This is a genomic window from Aneurinibacillus sp. Ricciae_BoGa-3 (assembly GCF_028421645.1).
Classification (GTDB): domain Bacteria; phylum Bacillota; class Bacilli; order Aneurinibacillales; family Aneurinibacillaceae; genus Aneurinibacillus_B.
Genome location: NZ_CP116887.1, coordinates 4,730,795 through 4,746,858 on the forward strand (window position 1 = coordinate 4,730,795; position 16,064 = coordinate 4,746,858).

The window sequence follows — 16,064 nt, forward strand, 5'->3', positions numbered from 1 at the left end:
GCTCAAACATTTCAGCTAACGTTCCAAGCATATCTTCGATGCGGTTGAATCTTTCCTCACTCATGCCGCATGCCCCCTTAAAAATTATCTGGATCCATTATAACATCCGGGCAATTAAAACATCGTGGGCCATGCCGCTCTCTTCTCTCCCCTCATAGAAGTTTTTACGGCCGCTTTGTGTAACAACTGGCGGACCGGCATTAGGGAATCTTGGTCAGTGGCAAGCGTAAGCGCAGGCAATGTCCTTAGATTCCTTTATACCGTTTAGGTGCAACATCTGGGTATCTCAATGATGGAGACAGTTGCCGGTCTTTTTCGCCCTTTGTTCCACACGCTCCACAGGGGGAAAGAAAGGTGCGGACATGTGCCTCACGATGTTTTCTTCTGTGTTTGGGACCGGAGGTCCCATTTAAAAAATCATTCAACGCACTTCAACAGTGTGAAGCACATACGCTTTCCACATAATAAAAAATGCCAGCAGATATGACGATCTACTGGCATTATCCTACTGCTATCTTCTATTTTCTATTTTGTAGAAAGGCGTCAATTCGTTCTATCGCCATTTCGAGGTTCTCCATCGACGTTGCATAGGAGCAGCGGATATGCCCAGTGCATCCCGGCCCGAACACATGGCCCGGTACGACGGCGACCTTCTGTTCGAGGATGAGCTGCTCCGCAAATTCGTCCGCGCTCATGCCCGTCGCATCGATCTGCGGGAATGCGTAGAACGCGCCCTCCGGTTTGTGGCAGGCAAGCCCTATCTGCTCGAATGCTTTCACGATATAGTTGCGGCGCTGGCGATAGCTTTCTACCATGCGGTCCTTCGCTTCCATCCCGCTGCGCAGTGCTTCAAGCGCCGCGATCTGGGCGGTAATGGGGGCGCACAGCATCGTATACTGGTGAATCTTCGTCATGGCCGCGATAATGTCCTCTGGCCCGGCTGCATACCCAAGCCGCCAACCCGTCATGGCGAACGCCTTCGAAAATCCGGAGAGGAGAAGGGTGCGATCCTTCATTCCCGGAAGCGCTGCAAAGCTGCTGTGACGCGTGTCATACGTCAATTCGGCATAAATTTCATCCGAGATCGCGATCAGGTCATGCTTCTCGATCACCGAAGCGATGCCGGCCAGCTCTTCCCGCGTCATAATGGATCCGGTCGGGTTATTCGGGAAGCAGAAAATAATTGCTTTCGTCCTGTCCGTGATTTTTGCCTCTAGCTGCTGCGGTGTTACTTTAAAATTCTGCTCAAGCTCGGTCTCCACCGGGACAGGCACCCCGCCGGCTAGCCGGATGACCGGGTCATACGAAACATAGCACGGTTCAACCACAAGCACTTCATCGCCCGGGTCGAGAATGGCCCGCAGTGCCAGGTCAATTCCTTCGCTGGCGCCTACTGTCACGAGTATCTCTTTTGCAGGTTCATACACGGCCTGAAACGAAGAAGCCAGGTACTGGCAGATCTCTTCGCGCAGTTCGTAAAGCCCACTGTTAGAAGTATACGAGGTGTAGCCCCGCTCCAATGAATTAATGGCCGCTTCCCTCACGCCCCACGGCGTAACAAAATCCGGCTCGCCGACCCCGAGGGAAATAACGCCTTCCATCGAGGAAGCCAGTTCAAAAAAGCGGCGTATGCCTGACGGCGGAATCGTCTGTATCGTCTGCGACAGCCTGCCTTTGCGCTGGGAAATTGGGCTCATGGTGATACGACCATCCTTTTGTCGTCTTCAGGCTGCTCCAGAATAACACCGTCGTGTTTATATTTCTTTAAAATGAAGTGAGTCGTTGTCGAAATGACAGAATCCAGTGCCGAGAGCTTCTCGGATACGAAGCGGGCAACCTGGCGCATCGTCTTTCCTTCGATGACAACCGAGAGATCATATGCGCCCGACATCAGGTAAACGGATTGAACTTCCGGGAAACGGTAGATGCGCTCCGCCACATCATCAAACCCAACATCTCTTTTTGGCGTTACCTTGACATCGATCATCGCGGTGACCAGATCATTCTCCTGGACCTTTTCCCAGTTCACAATTGCCGGGTATTTAATGATAACCTTCTCTTTCTCCAGGCGGTTGATTGTCTCTTCGACTTCCTTAACCGGAACATCCAGCATGGTAGCCATCGTTTCTGTCGTTCTTCTGCTGTTCTCCTCCAGCAGATGCAGCAGCTCTTTGATTTTGCTTTTCTCCATGGAATTCTCCTACCTCTCCAGTATAATTCTATTTCTTATAATCTTCAGACAATTATAGGTGACTTCCTCCCCACACTAAAGTGATGGGCTTCCTTGTGGAGGCTCGGTAGTGACTTGCTCTGGCAGAGATAATATCTCACGACATGATCCGTTGTTCCATTTCTGACCTGCCTTCATCGCAGACACCATAGGTAATGTCACGCTTACCCTCCTGCAAAGGCTTTGCTCTGCGGGCACATAGTCTATCAAAAATGCCTTTCGGAATTTTCTACACCGCTATGCTCGTGCTCAAGGCGATATTTTTTGAAGCATTATGATCGGCATGATCGCGATGCCCACATTTCATACAGTGGAATACATCTTTGTTGCGATTTGCCTTTTCAATATGATGGCATTTAGGGCATTCTTGAGAGGTGTACTTTGGATTAACAAAGATCACCCGAACATTGCACTTTTCAGCTCTCTGTATAATAAATCGCTGTAGCTGATAAAATGCCCACGAGTGAATGGTGCGATCTGCTTTTTTCATTGTTTTACATGTTTGACGAATGTTATACAATTTCTCCATTTTAATAACAGGCCGATCAAACTGCAGGGCAAAATCAACAATTTTCTTGGCTAGTTTTCGGTTGTAATCTTGCATCCATCTATTTTCTTTATGACCCAGGCGTTTAATGGCACGCAGTGCCTTCTTTTTACCTAAAGAACGCCGTAGGGAACGAAAATGTCGACGAATGTACCCCACTTCTTTTCCTGAAAAATATTGTCTTTTGCCACTTTTTGGTTCAGATATAACCGCAAGATGACGTAGCCCAACATCCACCCCAATAAAAGTTTGGGGAACAATTGAGAAAGTGCGAATTTCGCAAGAAATTTCAATAGGGATGGCAAAATACCAATCGGATCCTTTTCGCAAAAGCTGAATAGTTGAACGATTTTCTCGATTCTTGTCTACCCGAACTTCTTTTTTTACCAACTTTTTTGTGGCTTTGTTTTTAACTTGTTTCATCTCGTATGTAATGTTTTGTTGGAAAAAAGAAAAATACCGAGTAACAAACGCATTCTCTTCAACAGGAAGGTATTTTTTCTTTTTGTCCACCACAAAACCAACATACCATCTACCTTTAACACACTTCGTGTCCCAGTTTTGGTTATTGATGCTAATCGGGACGCGCGATTTAAAGGTTGGAACCTTTTTAGCAGGTCCTTGTTTATAATCTGCCACAGCCCTTTTCGCTTTGCGAATCGCTTCGTTTTTAATAGAGGAATTGAGTTCAGCTTCAACATTGGAAGAAGAAAGTGAATCTCCATTTAAAATACGAGCAATACACAAATTAATACAAGCTGCATATTTCTGTTGGGCATGAATCCATTCTTTATGTTTGGCTTTGGTTGGTTTCTTTATTTTCACAAGGTGTGTTACGGTTGCCAATATTTCACCTCCTTGTGCATTATTTTACCAGAAACCGAACATATGTTCGATGATCAAAAATAGCATTCATCCACTCACTAAAGTATAGGGCATTCTGCCTTCGTATTGTAAAAAGAGATGTTCAAGGTTATTTGAACACCAGGTCATACATATGCGTCCATGTGTGGAGATCGAACACGTCAATCGCAGCTCCCTTGCCCAGCAAACTATAGCCCACCAGCATCCCGATAAGCAGGGATACAAATAAAAGAAACGGCACAAGCAGCAGCTTGAGAACGAGCGGAAGCGGATCCCGCGTATGTTTTTTTCTTTTTTCAGGTTTGTTGCGGCTGTTATCCGCGAGCTCTGACTCCGCTGCGGCTTCTGACGTTTTTCGCTGTTCAGCCATTGTATCAGCCCTTATAGATTTGATTGGTGACACTCATCATTTGATCCGAATACGTAAGCGCCCTAGAGTTGAACTGCAGGGCCCGCTGCGCTTCAATGAGGGAGGTCATTTCCTTCTGCAGGTCCACGTTGGACATCTCCAGTGCTCCCTGGTGTACGGCTATGCCAGCCGGCATTGTTCTTGCTGCGCCGCCATTCACTAACAACGCGCCATTCTGCGGCGGTACCGTCGCGGGAATGCGGTAATAATTGCTGCCCGTATTCTCCAGTATGTTAGGATTCTGAATGGTATATACGCCAATTTTAGGGCCATTACGCTGCCGGCCGATGGAGTCTTTGTAAGTGATCTGCCCATCGGCTACAATTTTCAGATCGGTATAGGGTGCGGCGATGCGAATAGGCTGCCCGGCCGCGCTCATTACCGGGTCACCGGTTGCTGTAACGAGTTCTACCTGCCCGGCAGCCCCGGCCGCCGGCATAAGTTTAAAATTACCGTCCCGTGTGTATGACGGCTGTGTTTCCCCCGCCCGCTGTACCCGGAAGAATCCGCTGCCTTCCAGAGCTAGATCCGTGGGAACGTCTGTCTGCTTTAAAGTTCCCTGCGTAAAGTCGATCTGCTGCGCCGTGTCTTTAACCCCGACACCAGGCCGGACATTATAAGGCGTCAGGCGCCCCTGTTCAAATGCGGGATTGGGTTGGTTATTGATCTCTCTTGTTAATAGCGTTGTAAATTGCGTCTCCCGGCTTTTAAAACCATCGGTGGCGGCATTCGCAATGTTGTTGGCGATCGTATCGACTTTGGCATGCATCGCCTGCATACCGGTTAATGCATTAATGATTGAACTGTTCATCTATTCACTCCATCCTATACGCGCCCGACATCATTGAGCTTCTGCAGGGTAGAATCATACGCGGCAAGTACCTTCTGGTTCGCTTCATAGCTGCGCATGACGGACATCATATCAATCATCGTGCGCCCCGCATCGACATTGGATTTCTCGATATATCCCTGCTTTACCGAGATTCCCGGAACAATCCCGGAAGTGAGGGCCGGCGGCTGGCCTTGCCCGGTAAAACGAAACGTAGTATCCGCCTCTTTGGCAAGGGACTGATCAGGATTGGTGACCTGCACGAGCGCCAGTTGGACCGGCGCTGCCGGGCTTCCCTGTACATACAGTTGGCCTGTATCACTCATCTGCAGATTTCGGCTGTCAAGCGGGCGGCCACCGAGCAGCTGCTGAATGTTCACCGGCTGGCCGTTGGCGGCAAGCACCGGGTATCCTTCAGGTGTTGTAAGCAGTCCATTCGGGCTCATGGTGAAGTTCCCGTTGCGGGTGTAGGAGATCTCAGCCTGCCCGTTGTCTCCCTGTTTTCGAACCGCAAAGAAAACTTTCGGCTGGACAGCATGGGCTCCCTGCGGCGGTTGTCCGTTAACCGCCTGCGCAGGCGTTCCGTCCGCATTCACATAAGCCGGCGCCAGGCCTTGATCCGCCAGTGAAAAATCCAGCGGTTTGTTCGTTTCCACGATGTCTCCCTGCGTAAAGCTCGGCACGAGTTCCTGGGTATATACCCCCTGCGCAAGGGCGCCGACTCGCTGCGGCTGGCCAGGGATCGCAGGCCGGCCCTGCACAGTTGATGTATCATTTATTCTATCAAGAAGAACTTCCGGAAATGTTCGATAAACTGAATTGTCCGCCTTATAACCAGGCGTGTTCACATTCGCCAGATTGTTCGTTAGGGCCTCCTGGCGTGCCTGGTTGGCTATCATGCCGGCAGCCGCTGTATCGATTCCACGCAGCATATTCTTTCACCCATCTTTCTTAAATGGTACACAAAGCTATCGGAATAAGAGTTGACTCAAGTATAGCAGACTTGGGAAATTAATGATTGGGAGGGACGTCCTAAGTAAAGGACTTTTTACGGTTGCGGTTCTGCGGTGACTTGTCCAAATTCTCCAGCATGATGCCGGTTCCCACTGCTACACATGCCATCGGGCTGTCCGCTACCATTACGGGCACCTTCAGTTCCTCAGCCAGCAGCCTGTCAATGCCATGCATTAGCGCGCCTCCTCCAGTGAGCATTATGCCTCTATCAATAATATCGGCTGATAACTCCGGCGGCGTGCGTTCAAGTACGCTCTTGGCAGCAAGCACGATAGATTGCGCGACTTCTTCCAGCGCTTCCTGTACTTCAGCGGAGGTGACCGTAATGGTTTGCGGAAGTCCCGTTACCATGTCACGGCCGCGGATATTGATCTCGTCTTTGCGGGATCCGGGAAATACGGTTCCAATTTGAATTTTGATATCTTCTGCGGTGCGCTCTCCGATCAGCAGCTTGTATTTTTCTTTAATATATTTCATAATCGCTGCATCACACTTGTCCCCTGCCATTTTAATAGAAGAGGCGGTGACGATGTCTCCCATGGAAAGCACGGCTACATCTGTTGTCCCACCGCCCATATCGACCACCATGTTGCCGTACGGCTGGAAAATGTCCATACCGGCGCCAACAGCAGCCACTTTCGGTTCTTCTTCGAGGAACACTTCTTTCGCACCGCATCGGATCGCAGCTTCCCGGATTGCTTTTTGCTCTACGGAAGTAATGCCTGTCGGAGTACAGATCAAGATACGCGGCCGGGACATAAATCCTTTTACATTTAATTTTTTTATAAAATAGGTAAGCATAGCCTCTGTTATATCAAAGTCAGCGATAACCCCGTCACGCATCGGACGAATTGCGATAATGTGACCAGGCGTGCGACCAACCATGCGGCGCGCTTCTTCCCCTACAGCCAGCACCTTGTTCGTGTAGTTGTCGATCGCTACAACAGATGGTTCATCCAGTACAACACCCTGTCCCCTAATAAATATAAGTACGTTGGCCGTTCCTAAGTCAATTCCGATATCTTTGCCTAACATTTAAGAGCCTCCCTGCAACAGATGATTCATCAGAATATTTTACTATGCATTTTGTCATGGTACAAGGAGTTTTTTCCTCTATGCCAGTTCCTCCACGCCCTTTTCCGCCAGTTCATCGCCCTTACTTTTATACTTGATTTTCGTTGCTTCGCCGCCGCGCAGGTGACGGACGGACTTATGGTACTCGAGGATCTCTTTTACTTCATTTGCTAGCTCCGGGTTAATTTCAGGCAATCGCTCTGTCAGATCCTTGTGCACCGTACTCTTGGACACGCCAAATTCTTTGGCAATCTTACGAACCGTGTTGCGGGTTTCTACAATATAGCGGCCTATCTTAATGGTTCGCTCTTTGATGTAATCGTGCACGCCCCTCGCCTCCCTAATGCTCATTAGTCTGATACATTATATTGAGGGAGAAGTCCATATATGCGAAAAAAGGCTGATAGGTACATGCTATCAGCCTTTTTTCTTTGTTTTTCTTCTAATTTCGATTCTTTTTACTTGGCGGCAGAAGCGGTAGATACGGGTTCAACATATTTATCCGGCTGTACCGGCTCCCCGTTCTTCTGCACTTCGAAGTGAAGGTGAATGCCAAGGCCCTTCTCAAATACGTTGCGGCCTGCCGTTCCGATAACGGAACCCTGAGATACCGTATCTCCTACAGCTACCTTGGCGTCATCCAGGCTTGCATACACTGTTTTCAAGCCGCCTGGATGTTCAATCTCAACCTGGAAGCCCATCATGGGGTTGCGTTCAGCTTTCGTTACTTTGCCGTCGGCGCAGGCGAGAACGTCAAAAGATTTCTTGCCGCCTGCCGCAATATCAATGCCTGTGTTCGGCCAGTAGGAGTTATCATACTTCACGAGGGCAGCCTGCTGCGCTTGCTTATCGGCTGTTTCGTCAAAGAAGTTCATCACCGTCTTGGTGTCCGCTTCTTTCTTAGCTGGCCAAATGAAAGGTTTATCCTGGGAAACTACTGGAACCGCAGGCTGATCATGCGCAACCTGTGCGGTCTGATCCTGCTGCTTGGCCGGAATGCCGGCATCCTGCCTATTCATTGAAAACTGTTTGCTACCCTGATACCACATGATAGATGCGAGAATAATAGCAGCGATGCCCATGTAGATTGCAGGGAAAGCCCATTTCTTTCCAAATATACGCCGCCAGCCGCCAACCTTGATTTTTTGGACGGGGCCCGGGGCTGTTTGTTTCTTATTGTCACTCATTATTTATCACCTCACATCCCATTGTTGACAGGATAGTAAGGTTATAAACATACGAAATTAGCATATGTTAAGAAGTTTTTTTCAACCATTTCTCTTCAGTCTCTATCGATACCCCCTGATAAAAATACTTCACGATTTCCTCCGCTTTTTTCCCCTGTTGCGCCATGCCATTGGCCCCCCACTGGCTCATGCCCACACCATGGCCATATCCCTTCGTGTGGATGATGACAGAGCCGTGATCCGTCTGAAAAGAGAACTGAGAGGAATTGAGGCCAAGCTTCTCTCTTACTTCCCGCCCGGTATATTCTTTATCGCCAATGCGTATCTTGTTCACTCTTTTTCCCGCAGTGAGCGAATCCACATGCGCCCATCCGCCATTGCCTGTCGAAGCGGTCATGGTGATTTTCGTGCCGAGCTTTTTTTCAAACTCTGTCATAGAAAGGGTAACCGTTGCGTCAAAACGGGGCGCGTTTTTGTCCCAGGGGACAGGCACACTCCTCAGGTAAGGAATTTTGCTGCCCCAGTAATCTTCGGAATTCTCGGTGTAACCGTTGCTCGTTGAGAAGAAGGTCGCGTCAATCGGCTTGTTCTGATAGGCGATGACTTGACCTGCTGTCTCAGTGACCGCCTGGCGGATTTTCTGGATCCGCCAGCTATAGGAAGCCCCCCACTTCTGGTGAAGCTGGGCATCGTCATAGTAAACCTGGTGCTTGACTGTATCGGTTACATATGCGCCTTTGGGAACATCGCTATATTTGCCTTCAAGCATTCGGCCAACAATAAAGGTTCTGGCGGCCAAAGCCTGCGCTTTCAACGCTTCCGGTTCGAATTCTGCGGGCATCTCGGCGGATACTACTCCCGTCACATAATTCTCCATGTTAACCGTGTCCACTCTTCCGAATTCTACACGAAAAATCCGGACTGGATAGTCCGTCTTTACCGTTGTTTTTTGCTGCCCGGTGTCAGCGGGCACGGAATGGGAGTCCGGATGAATGTCCGGAGAAGTGACCGGTATTTGGGCCGGACCTCCTGAGAGGGAAACGAGTACGGACGGAACGGCGAGCAGGACGACAACAATAGCAAGGATGCCATATACGATCAACTGGAGCGAATGCTTGTTCTGTTTCAAAATCTCTTCCCCCTTCTGGCTGCTATGGACAAACCCATAATTAAGCATATGAACGGGACAAAAAAATATGACTGCTGAGAAAAACATCGTGGGCCCTGCCGCTCTCTCCTTTCCCCTTATTAAAGTTTTTACAGCCGCTTTGTGGAACGACGGGCGGACCGGCAGTAGGGAATCTTGGCTAGCGGCAAGCGTAAGCGCAGGCGATGGCCTTAGATTCCTTTATACCGTTTAGGTGCAACATCTGGGTATCGGGGTGATGGAGACAGGTTGCCGGTCTTTTCGCCCTCTGTTCCACACGCTCCCCAGGGGGAAAGAAAGGTGCGGACATGCGCCTCACGATGTTTTTCTTGAGTGTTTCGGGACCGGAGGTCCCATTTAAAAAACGCTCAAGGTAGTTCAACACGGTGAAGCACATAAGTTTTATATAATAACAAAGAGAAAGGGACCTATCGGTCCCAACAGAAAATAAGTTTAATACTCTAGAGCACTTTCTTATACGAGAACAAAAACAAGGGCTCCCCACCTAGGAGGAAGCCCTTGATATCGGAATGCCGCAAGCTATGAGCTCGAGGTACTCTTGTAATGCGCCTATTAAGCTTTGATTTCCGGGCACAAATCGCCCATCGTAGAAATGATATAGTCGGGGATAATGCTTAGTTTCTTAACATCATCAGGCCCGGCGACTCCAGTAAGCACAAGGGCTGTTTTTACACCGCTGTTAATGCCAAAAAGAATATCTGTTTCTAACCGATCTCCCACCATTAAGCATCGTTGACTGTGAAGATTTAACCTCTCTAGTACCTTCTCTGCATAATAGGTGGACGGCTTACCCATGATAGCATGGATAGGGGTCGTGCCCGCGGCTTCAATTGCCTTTGCAATCGACCACGTATCCGGGATGACATCGCCGTCAACCGGACAGTAAGGATCCGGGTTCATCGCTATCAGCCGCGCACCATTGCGCACAGCTTTCATTCCTGTATACAGCTTATGGTAGGTAAACGCGCGGTCCATCCCAACAAGCAGATGTGTCGCTTCCGACGGGTTTTGCGTTTGCTTTACAGGAAACCCGCTGAGCTCTTCCCCTATCGCCCTTTCCCCAATAATCATGACGTTGGCGTCCGGATAGAATTCCTGCAGATAAAGCCCCGCAATATAGGGTGCGGTGATAATTTCCTCTACAGCTGATTGCACGCCCAGACGCTGCAATCGTTCGCAGCAGTCATGCCGAGTCTGGGTGGATGTATTGGTAAGAAACATAATTTTCTTGCCTTGATCACGCAAATAGGAAAGTGTCTCTTGTACATGGGGAAGCAATTTGTCCCCGATAAAAATCGTTCCGTCCAGATCGAAGAAGTACGCATCAAATGAAGTAAACTGAACCAATCCCTTTCAATCCCTTCCTTCGGGGAAAAAATTCTCCTATCACAAACCGAGGTTATGTTTTAGAATCTCTTTTCCGTATGTTAATTTGCTCAAATCAGTCCCAGGCGCATATTCCAAGATCAATTGGCAGGATGAGCCCAATTCTTTTAATGCGCCATAAATCGGTTCCCAGTGGATCGTCCCTTCTCCGATAGGCAGGTGTTCATCACCCTCGGCGCTGTTATCGTGAAGGTGTACCGCAAATAAACGGTCGTTAACGCGGCGGATCACAGCGGGAATATTCCATCCGTTCAAATGGGCGTGGCCGGTATCAATGAGATAGCCTGCTGTTTCATCCACATCGTCAAGGAACATTCCAAATTCTTCTTCCGTCACAATCGATGTCCCTTTGTAGCCGACATTTTCTACTGCAATTTTTACCCCAAGCGGAGCTGCCACCCGGCATAACTCATTGATGTATGCTGCCGCTCTTTTCCGTGCAATGGCTTTGTCAAAAACCGGCGAAAAACAAAAGCCCGGGTGAATGACTACATGCTCAGCTTCGATGGCATGGGCGAACTCAATGGCTTTTCTGTACTCATCATAAGAAGCCTGGCGGATCGCTCTGTTTTCACTTGTCAAATTCGTATCCCAAGCAGGCGGATGGACGGTATATCCAACCTGATATTGACGGAAAACTGCCGCCATACGTTTGATTTGTTCATCCATCTCATCCCATTCAATGCCGTCCATGAGCAGCTCGATTTTATCCGCGCCATACTCCATTAGCTGTTCGACATTTTTTCCAATGGAATGGGTTAACAAAGGTAAGTCTGAAAAGCAAATTTCTTTATTCATCGTTCGCACCCCTTATGCATAGATCAATTTATTTTGCTGGACCTGCAGATGAACCTGGTCCCCGTGGTTTAGCACAATATCATTCGGTACATCCATCATGAGCCTTTGCCCCTGTGCGTCTACAATGACGCGGAAACGTTCCCCTAAAAATATGACCTCCTGGACAACTGCAGGAAAGCCGGTGTTACCGCCAAGCGTGATATCTTCCGGCCGTAAAAATGCTTCTACTTCAGCAAACGATCCATCGGTTCCTTCATAAGGAATCCGGCAGAGACCGAAGTCGGCCACTTGGCCCTGTCCATCCGCGATGATTTTTCCTTTTAGCTGGTTGATTTGGCCGACAAATTGGGCGACAAAAGGAGATTTAGGCCGATGATAAATGTCTTTAGCGAAGCCTATCTGTTCGACTACCCCTTTGTTCATCACGGCAATGCGGTCGGCAATGGCCATCGCTTCCACCTGGTCATGGGTGACATAAATCGTCGTAATTTTTAGCTTGCGGAACAGCTGCGCCAGCTCAATCCGCAGATGCTCCTTTAACTTGGCATCCAATGCCGTAAGCGGTTCGTCCATCAGCAGAACGCTGGGCTCAATTGCCAATGCTCTGGCCACGGCCACACGCTGCTGCTGGCCGCCGGACAACTGAGAAGGCTTGCGATCTCTTAATTCTGCAAGGTTCATGAGTTCCAGCATTTCGTTTACTTTCTGCGCCTGTTGCTGCTTGCTCTGTTTACGCAATTTCATGCCAAAGGCAATATTTTGTGCGACGGTCATCGTCGGAAATAGCGCATACTGCTGGAAAACAAACCCGATACCCCTTTTTTCTGCCGGAAGATGGGTTACCTCCTCCCCATGAAACCGGATGGAACCGCCTGTTGGCTGTTCCAATCCCCCGATCATTCGCAATAAGGTACTCTTCCCGCATCCGGAAGGGCCAAGCAAAACAAGTACTTCACCTGTGTTAATCTCCAGATCAATCGGTTGAAGGGCATTCGTGCCATCCCGGAAGGTTTTGTGTACACCTCTGATCTCAATATGGGTCTGCTGCATGTTACACCCCTCCATTTCTGGAAAACGTCGTAGACTGGTTCGATCTGTGTAAGAAATACATAAGCGGGATGGCCAGCAGTAAGAAAACAACCGTAAAGGCGCTCCCCACTTCGATGCGCAGACTGGAATACGCTTCGTATAGGCCAACCGTTAATGTCCTTTTCAATGGCGTATAAAGGAAAAAGGTCATATTAAATTCGCCCAGCGAAAGCATAAACACCATAATCGCACCGGACAGAACGGCTGATTTGATACTGGGCAAAATCACATGGAAGAACCGATAGAATGGCCCCGCGCCCAGGCTGGCGGCGCAATCATCCAACAGGCGAAAATCTTTCGTGCGAAGCGTTCCGAGCACGGTTCTGAACATGAGCGGAAACGTAACAACCACATGGCCAACAAGAATCAATGCGCCGGACACCCGCATCCACGCATAGGTCTGGATGAGAGCCAGCGCGATCGCGACTCCCGGCACAGCGATGGGAAGTGTAAGAATTTCTTCCAGAACTTTTACCGCAGGGTGCGTAGATTTCGAAAACAGATAGCCGGTCATCGTTCCCAATAAAACATTAAGGATTACTGCAAGCAACGTGATGGTAAGCGTAAAAATAATCGTCTGGCCGTATTCGTTAAATACTTCCCTGTACCACTGCAGGGTCCATCCGGAAGAAAACATCGCGGAGCCCCAATAGACAGAAACCGAACCCAGAATGGTGATGAAAAGAGGCAGGATCATAAACACACTTACCAGTACAATGAGCAGATACATCAGACTTTTTCCTATGAATTGCACCGTTACCGCCCTCCCCTCTCCAGCATCATCCGATACGCCGTGTTCATTAATACACAGATGCATCCAATGACGATAGCAATTGCGCTGGCTACTTCAATGTTAAAATTAAGGGTAAATTCGTTATACATGACAATCGGAAGAATCTCGAACTGATCCGCCAGTGTAAAAGCGGTGCCGAACGCGCTCATAGAAGTAGAAAATGCGAGGGCGCCTGCTGATACAAAAATTGGAAAAATCGTGGGCACAACCACATAGCAAATGGCTTGCCAGGGTGTGGCCCCCATTGTACGGGCCGCTTCCTCCAAGGAATGGTCGAATTCTTTAATCGCCCCGTAGAGCGTCATGACAATCCGGGGAATTTCAAAATAAAGATAAGCCAAAAAGATTCCCAGGATGGTGTAGGCAAAAACCATGGCTTTTGCTCCTGTCAGCATCTGTACCAGCATGGGCACAATACCAGTTGAACCAAACAGAATAATGATCATAAACCCCACGACCACCCCTGGAAAAGACATCGGAAATGTGAGCAGCGTAAAGTAGATCGATTTACCGGGAAAATCATGCCGGGCAAGAAAGAAAGCCAGTACACCCGATAAAAGCAGCGCTACAACCGTGACAATCAGCGCCAGTCCTAAACTGTTTAACAGCGCCTTCGCATAGTAAGCATTGGTGACGATGTCTGTGTAATGCTGAACCGTAAAGTGACTCCCGCTGTGAAAGCTGGTGATGATGAGCATCACCAGCGGATACAGGAAGAAAAAGCCGAACACAATCACAATCGGCAGCAACCATAAAATGTTCCATTTATTTAACATGTGTGTTCCTCATATTACCCGGCCGTTACCTGACTCTTCCATTTCTCGATAAATCCAGCCTGCACCTGATTCATTTTTGTATAATCTACATCTTTTGCCCGGGCATAATCACTGTCAAGCAGGAACTTACTCTTTGTTTCCGCTGGTATATCAACGTTGCGGATAGGGCGAACGTAGCCTTTGGCAAACAGTTTCTGGCCTTCATCAGAGAGCACATAATCGAGATACTGTTTTGCGGCTGCCTGGTGCGGTGCGTTTTTCACGAGGGAAATCGCGTACGGAATCTTTAAAGAACCTTCTTTCGGAATCACGACATCGATTGGTGCTTTATCGTCATATTTCATTTTGTATCCATTGAAATCCGCATCGATCAAGATAGGGATCTCGCCCTTCATCACTTTAGCATTCGCAGTGGCTTTCGGGTGGATGGCACCGTTTTTCTCTAATTGCTGCAAATATTGAATCCCCGGCTGCCAGTTATCCAGCGTACCGCCCATGGCTAGATTGGCTGCTGTGGCCACACTATAGCCGATAGCGGCAGATGTTGGATCCAGGAAGCCGAATTTTCCTTTGTATTCAGGTTTTAATAAATCTGACCATGACGCAGGAACCGGTGTATTTCCTAGCACCTGCTTATTTACGATGAACGCAACAGCACCGTAATGGATAGCCATCCATTTTCCCTGCGGATCTTTTAAGGATGCTGGAACTTCGTCGAATTTTGGCGGCTTGTAGCCTTCAACAAGGCCTTTATCTGCGGCCTGCGGGCCAAACACGATGCCATAATAGGCAACATCCGCCACCGGACTGCTCTGCTCTGCCATCAGGGAGGTAATGGTTTGTCCGCTGTTCTTATTGTCATCTGGAACAGAAATGCCTGTTTTTTGCTTGAACGAATCATGCAGCGTTCCCCAGTCCGCCCATTTCGATGGATTGTTGTAGGCAATCACTACGTTATCTTTTTGTGTGTTTGCCGCATTTTTCGCTGTATCAGAAGCAGCAGAACATCCAACCAAACTTGCCATTAAAGCCGACACTGCAAGACCAAGCTTCAGCTTATTCATCATCGTTATTACCCCCATTTTGATTTTTGATTTTAAAAACAACACAAAAAGGCAGAGACTTTAAAAAACACATAACTCACCCTCTTTCTGGTAACCTATCAGCAAAAAAGGGAATTATGGGTTTTCACTCGTCTCCACCCAATCATTCGCACAACTATTTTGTTGTTTTAAAAGTAACAAATTCATTTGAATTTCACGTTAATGAATTATAAAGAGAATATTAAAATTGCATATTCCACAACTCAGGCTTACTTAACGATACAGCATCCGCCCCTGCCTGAATGGCAGCGTGTACCTGATCCTTGGACCAGATTAGCCCTGCGGAGATAATGGGCTGGTCAACGTGTTTTTTAAATTCCTGAATAATGGACGGGGCAATCCCCGGCATGACTTCAATCGCATCCGGTTCATTATCCTTTACATTCTGGATCGCAGTAAGAAAAGAAGCCGTATCAATTAAAAAAATGCGTTGAATGGTTAACATTCCTTCTTTTTTCGCGGCGCGGATCACCGGGCTCTTCGTTGTCACAATTCCACTGGGCTTGACATATTTCGCCAGGAATCGGAATGCTTCTTTATCCGTAGACAATCCCTTAATTAAGTCAGCATGAAGAAAAATCGGCTTGTTCTGTTGATCCACCCGCGAGACTTCCTCGACTAGATTGATCAGTTTTCCGTACATGAGCAAAACAGCGCTTGCTTGAGAGTCCAGAGCCAGGGACAGATTGTCCTGTTCAGTTGCTGCGATGATCCGGTTCTGTTGTAAAATTGTTTTCATATCCATTTTGACGTTCACCTTTATTACTCGATCCCCTTTTTTTGGTTGAAATCATAGA

18 protein-coding genes are annotated in these 16,064 nt (G+C 48.3%); all 18 read right to left on the reverse strand.

Annotation, left to right across the window (positions count from 1 at the left end; genetic code table 11):
* Positions 1 to 518: 518 nt before the first annotated feature.
* The gene (locus tag PP175_RS24000; RefSeq protein WP_272440702.1) at positions 519 to 1,697 is read right to left on the reverse strand and encodes an aminotransferase; all 1,179 of its coding nucleotides are present in this window, start codon (positions 1,695 to 1,697) and stop codon (positions 519 to 521) included.
* Positions 1,694 to 2,191: an Lrp/AsnC family transcriptional regulator gene (locus PP175_RS24005; RefSeq protein ID WP_272440703.1), complete on the reverse strand. Its 498-nt coding sequence runs from the start codon at positions 2,189 to 2,191 to the stop codon at positions 1,694 to 1,696. The genes PP175_RS24000 and PP175_RS24005 overlap by 4 nt, the downstream gene beginning before the upstream one ends.
* A 75-nt stretch (positions 2,192 to 2,266) precedes the next feature.
* On the reverse strand, positions 2,267 to 2,392 hold the full coding sequence (locus PP175_RS24010; protein WP_272440704.1) for a hypothetical protein: 126 nt from the start codon (positions 2,390 to 2,392) through the stop codon (positions 2,267 to 2,269).
* 67 nt (positions 2,393 to 2,459) lie between these two features.
* Positions 2,460 to 3,623 carry an RNA-guided endonuclease InsQ/TnpB family protein gene (locus PP175_RS24015; protein ID WP_272440705.1) on the reverse strand — a complete coding sequence of 388 codons (1,164 nt, stop codon included), beginning with the start codon at positions 3,621 to 3,623 and terminating at the stop codon, positions 2,460 to 2,462.
* Positions 3,624 to 3,750: 127 nt separating this feature from the next.
* Positions 3,751 to 4,011, reverse strand: a complete 261-nt coding sequence (locus PP175_RS24020) for a DNA-directed RNA polymerase subunit beta (protein WP_272440706.1) — start codon at positions 4,009 to 4,011, stop codon at positions 3,751 to 3,753.
* A gap of 4 nt (positions 4,012 to 4,015) precedes the next feature.
* Positions 4,016 to 4,861: a flagellar hook-basal body protein gene (locus tag PP175_RS24025; protein WP_272440707.1), complete on the reverse strand. Its 846-nt coding sequence runs from the start codon at positions 4,859 to 4,861 to the stop codon at positions 4,016 to 4,018.
* A gap of 14 nt (positions 4,862 to 4,875) precedes the next feature.
* Positions 4,876 to 5,811 (reverse strand): flagellar hook-basal body protein, encoded by a 936-nt coding sequence (locus tag PP175_RS24030; protein WP_272440708.1) that lies wholly within the window; start codon positions 5,809 to 5,811, stop codon positions 4,876 to 4,878.
* 100 nt (positions 5,812 to 5,911) lie between these two features.
* A complete protein-coding gene (locus tag PP175_RS24035; RefSeq protein ID WP_272440709.1) occupies positions 5,912 to 6,928 on the reverse strand; it encodes a rod shape-determining protein in 1,017 nt (338 codons plus the stop codon).
* A gap of 78 nt (positions 6,929 to 7,006) precedes the next feature.
* A complete protein-coding gene (gene spoIIID, locus PP175_RS24040; protein ID WP_272440710.1) occupies positions 7,007 to 7,294 on the reverse strand; it encodes a sporulation transcriptional regulator SpoIIID in 288 nt (95 codons plus the stop codon).
* 131 nt (positions 7,295 to 7,425) lie between these two features.
* On the reverse strand, positions 7,426 to 8,154 hold the full coding sequence (locus tag PP175_RS24045; RefSeq protein WP_272440711.1) for a M23 family metallopeptidase: 729 nt from the start codon (positions 8,152 to 8,154) through the stop codon (positions 7,426 to 7,428).
* Positions 8,155 to 8,221: 67 nt separating this feature from the next.
* On the reverse strand, positions 8,222 to 9,283 hold the full coding sequence (gene spoIID / locus PP175_RS24050; RefSeq protein WP_272440712.1) for a stage II sporulation protein D: 1,062 nt from the start codon (positions 9,281 to 9,283) through the stop codon (positions 8,222 to 8,224).
* Between the two features lie 591 nt (positions 9,284 to 9,874).
* Positions 9,875 to 10,669 carry an HAD-IIA family hydrolase gene (locus PP175_RS24055; protein WP_272440713.1) on the reverse strand — a complete coding sequence of 265 codons (795 nt, stop codon included), beginning with the start codon at positions 10,667 to 10,669 and terminating at the stop codon, positions 9,875 to 9,877.
* A gap of 39 nt (positions 10,670 to 10,708) precedes the next feature.
* On the reverse strand, positions 10,709 to 11,506 hold the full coding sequence (locus PP175_RS24060) for a sugar phosphate isomerase/epimerase family protein (RefSeq protein ID WP_272440714.1): 798 nt from the start codon (positions 11,504 to 11,506) through the stop codon (positions 10,709 to 10,711).
* A gap of 12 nt (positions 11,507 to 11,518) precedes the next feature.
* Positions 11,519 to 12,556, reverse strand: a complete 1,038-nt coding sequence (locus tag PP175_RS24065) for an ABC transporter ATP-binding protein (protein ID WP_272440715.1) — start codon at positions 12,554 to 12,556, stop codon at positions 11,519 to 11,521.
* Between the two features lies 1 nt (position 12,557).
* Positions 12,558 to 13,349, reverse strand: a complete 792-nt coding sequence (locus PP175_RS24070) for an ABC transporter permease (RefSeq protein WP_272440716.1) — start codon at positions 13,347 to 13,349, stop codon at positions 12,558 to 12,560.
* A 2-nt stretch (positions 13,350 to 13,351) separates the two neighbouring features.
* Positions 13,352 to 14,164 carry an ABC transporter permease gene (locus PP175_RS24075; RefSeq protein ID WP_272440717.1) on the reverse strand — a complete coding sequence of 271 codons (813 nt, stop codon included), beginning with the start codon at positions 14,162 to 14,164 and terminating at the stop codon, positions 13,352 to 13,354.
* A gap of 14 nt (positions 14,165 to 14,178) precedes the next feature.
* A complete protein-coding gene (locus tag PP175_RS24080) occupies positions 14,179 to 15,231 on the reverse strand; it encodes an extracellular solute-binding protein (protein ID WP_272440718.1) in 1,053 nt (350 codons plus the stop codon).
* A gap of 217 nt (positions 15,232 to 15,448) precedes the next feature.
* Positions 15,449 to 16,012 carry a glycerol-3-phosphate responsive antiterminator gene (locus tag PP175_RS24085; protein WP_272440719.1) on the reverse strand — a complete coding sequence of 188 codons (564 nt, stop codon included), beginning with the start codon at positions 16,010 to 16,012 and terminating at the stop codon, positions 15,449 to 15,451.
* Positions 16,013 to 16,064 lie beyond the last annotated feature (52 nt).

Bases quoted from the DNA above. Each gene is read 5' to 3' on its own strand.
- PP175_RS24045 (WP_272440711.1), bottom strand. From the start codon at position 8,154: ATGAGTGACAATAAGAAACAAACAGCCCCGGGCCCCGTCCAAAAAATC.
- PP175_RS24065 (WP_272440715.1), bottom strand. From the start codon at position 12,556: ATGCAGCAGACCCATATTGAGATCAGAGGTGTACACAAAACCTTCCGG.
- PP175_RS24000 (WP_272440702.1), bottom strand. From the start codon at position 1,697: ATGAGCCCAATTTCCCAGCGCAAAGGCAGGCTGTCGCAGACGATACAG.
- PP175_RS24060 (WP_272440714.1), bottom strand. From the start codon at position 11,506: ATGAATAAAGAAATTTGCTTTTCAGACTTACCTTTGTTAACCCATTCC.
- PP175_RS24020 (WP_272440706.1), bottom strand. From the start codon at position 4,011: ATGGCTGAACAGCGAAAAACGTCAGAAGCCGCAGCGGAGTCAGAGCTC.
- PP175_RS24085 (WP_272440719.1), bottom strand. From the start codon at position 16,012: ATGGATATGAAAACAATTTTACAACAGAACCGGATCATCGCAGCAACT.
- PP175_RS24030 (WP_272440708.1), bottom strand. From the start codon at position 5,811: ATGCTGCGTGGAATCGATACAGCGGCTGCCGGCATGATAGCCAACCAG.
- PP175_RS24080 (WP_272440718.1), bottom strand. From the start codon at position 15,231: ATGATGAATAAGCTGAAGCTTGGTCTTGCAGTGTCGGCTTTAATGGCA.
- PP175_RS24005 (WP_272440703.1), bottom strand. From the start codon at position 2,191: ATGGAGAAAAGCAAAATCAAAGAGCTGCTGCATCTGCTGGAGGAGAAC.
- PP175_RS24075 (WP_272440717.1), bottom strand. From the start codon at position 14,164: ATGTTAAATAAATGGAACATTTTATGGTTGCTGCCGATTGTGATTGTG.
- PP175_RS24025 (WP_272440707.1), bottom strand. From the start codon at position 4,861: ATGAACAGTTCAATCATTAATGCATTAACCGGTATGCAGGCGATGCAT.
- PP175_RS24035 (WP_272440709.1), bottom strand. From the start codon at position 6,928: ATGTTAGGCAAAGATATCGGAATTGACTTAGGAACGGCCAACGTACTT.